This is a genomic window from Pseudoalteromonas sp. Z1A6, assembly GCF_011378745.1.
Lineage (GTDB): Bacteria > Pseudomonadota > Gammaproteobacteria > Enterobacterales > Alteromonadaceae > Pseudoalteromonas > Pseudoalteromonas arctica.
In genome coordinates this window covers 1-2,197 of sequence record NZ_WTKW01000501.1, presented here as the reverse complement: position 1 = coordinate 2,197, position 2,197 = coordinate 1, and the positions used below count along the sequence as shown (strand labels likewise).

The 2,197-nt window shown below is 42.7% G+C and carries 2 protein-coding genes; both read right to left on the bottom strand.

The genetic code is table 11. The features are described from left to right. Positions 1–38: 38 nt before the first annotated feature. A complete protein-coding gene (gene sucD / locus GQR46_RS18905) occupies positions 39–911 on the bottom strand; it encodes a succinate--CoA ligase subunit alpha (protein ID WP_010552674.1) in 873 nt (290 codons plus the stop codon). Beyond that, positions 911–2,077, bottom strand: a complete 1,167-nt coding sequence (gene sucC / locus GQR46_RS18900; protein ID WP_007586870.1) for an ADP-forming succinate--CoA ligase subunit beta — start codon at positions 2,075–2,077, stop codon at positions 911–913. The genes sucD and sucC overlap by 1 nt, the downstream gene beginning before the upstream one ends. Positions 2,078–2,197 lie beyond the last annotated feature (120 nt).

The following is a 2,197-nucleotide window of genomic DNA, read 5'->3' as shown; positions in this document are numbered from 1 at the left end:
GGCCCGCATGTGCGGGCCTTTTCAAAGGAAACAAGCGATTACCAGCCTGTTTTCTCTTTAAGTGCTTTACCGATATCAGCAAGTGAACGTACAGTTTTTACGCCCGCAGCTTCTAATGCAGCAAATTTCTCATCAGCAGTACCTTTACCGCCGGCAATGATTGCGCCAGCGTGACCCATACGCTTACCTTCTGGTGCAGTAACACCAGCAATGTAAGATACTACAGGTTTAGTTACGTGAGCTTTGATGTACTCTGCAGCTTCTTCTTCTGCAGTACCACCAATTTCACCAATCATTACGATTGCTTCAGTTTGTGGATCTTTTTCGAACATTTCTAGAACGTCGATAAAGTTAGTACCTGGAATTGGATCACCACCAATACCAACACACGTAGACTGACCAAAACCAGCATCAGTAGTTTGCTTAACTGCTTCGTACGTTAAAGTACCAGAGCGAGAAACAATACCTACTTTACCAGGTTTGTGGATATGACCAGGCATGATACCAATCTTAGTCTGACCTGGAGTAATAACACCTGGGCAGTTAGGACCGATCATACGAGTACCTGTTTGATCTAGTTTAATTTTAACATCAACCATATCAAGTGTAGGGATACCTTCAGTAATACAAACTATTAGCTCGATGCCAGCATCGATAGCTTCTAAGATTGCATCTTTACAGAAAGGAGCTGGTACGTAGATAACTGAAGCAGTTGCGCCAGTTTCTTTTACAGCATCACGAACTGTGTTGAATACAGGAAGACCAAGGTGCGTTTGACCGCCTTTACCTGGGCTAACACCACCAACCATTTGTGTACCGTACTCAAGCGCTTGCTCTGAGTGGAAAGTACCTTGGCCACCAGTGAAACCTTGACAGATAACTTTTGTATCTTTATTGATTAATACAGACATTATTTGCCCTCCGCAGCAGCAACAACTTTTTCAGCAGCGTCTGTTAGTGATTCAGCAGCAATGATATCTAGACCAGAGTTCTTAAGAACTTCACGACCTAATTCAGCATTAGTACCTTCTAAACGTACAACTACTGGTACGGTTACGCCAACTTCTTTAACTGCGCCAATGATGCCTTCAGCAATCATGTCACAACGAACGATGCCGCCAAAGATGTTTACTAAAACAGCTTTAACATTGTCGTCAGAAAGAATGATTTTGAATGCTTCAGAAACACGTTCTTTAGTAGCACCGCCACCAACATCCAAGAAGTTAGCCGGCTTGCCGCCGTGTAGGTTTACGATGTCCATAGTACCCATTGCTAGGCCTGCACCGTTAACCATACAACCAACATTACCGTCTAGAGCAACGTAGTTAAGCTCGAAGCTTGCTGCGTGTGCTTCACGAGCATCTTCTTGAGATGGATCGTGGAATTCACGGATTTTAGGTTGACGGTAAAGTGCATTACCATCAATACCGATTTTGCCGTCAAGACAGTGAAGGTTGCCTTCATCTGTAATTACTAACGGGTTGATTTCAAGTAGTGCGAAATCAAAATCAGTGAACATTTTACCAAGACCCATAAAGATCTTAACAAACTGTTTCATTTGTACTGGGTTAAGACCCAATTTGAAACCTAGTTCACGTGCTTGGTAAGCTTGAGGACCTACTAACGGGTCGATCTCTGCTTTGTGGATAAGCTCTGGTGTTTCTTCAGCAACAGTTTCAATTTCAACGCCGCCTTCAGTAGACGCCATGAAAACTACTTTACGAGATGCACGGTCAACTACTGCACCTAGGTACAATTCGTTAGCAATGTCAGTACAGCTTTCTACTAAAATTTTAGCTACTGGCTGGCCTTTCTCGTCTGTTTGGTAAGTAACTAGGTTTTTACCTAACCAATTAGCTGCAAACGCTTTTACTTCTTCGATAGTTTTAACTAGCTTTACACCGCCAGCTTTACCACGTCCACCTGCGTGAACCTGAGTTTTAACAACCCACATATCGCCGCCAATTTTTTCAGCAGCTGCAGCAGCTTCTTCAGGTGTATCGCAAGCGTAACCTGTAGAAACGGGTAAACCATATTCGGCAAAAAGTTGTTTTGCCTGATACTCATGCAAATTCATGATGCTTTATCCAATTTTTTATACTAAAAGAGCTGAATATTTTTTCAAATAAACAACTATCCCAAATTGCGCACCTAGTATAGATCCCAAGGCTTAACATGAAAACCCCAGTACGACCAA

Bases quoted from the DNA above. Each gene is read 5' to 3' on its own strand.
- sucC (WP_007586870.1), bottom strand. From the start codon at position 2,077: ATGAATTTGCATGAGTATCAGGCAAAACAACTTTTTGCCGAATATGGT.
- sucD (WP_010552674.1), bottom strand. From the start codon at position 911: ATGTCTGTATTAATCAATAAAGATACAAAAGTTATCTGTCAAGGTTTC.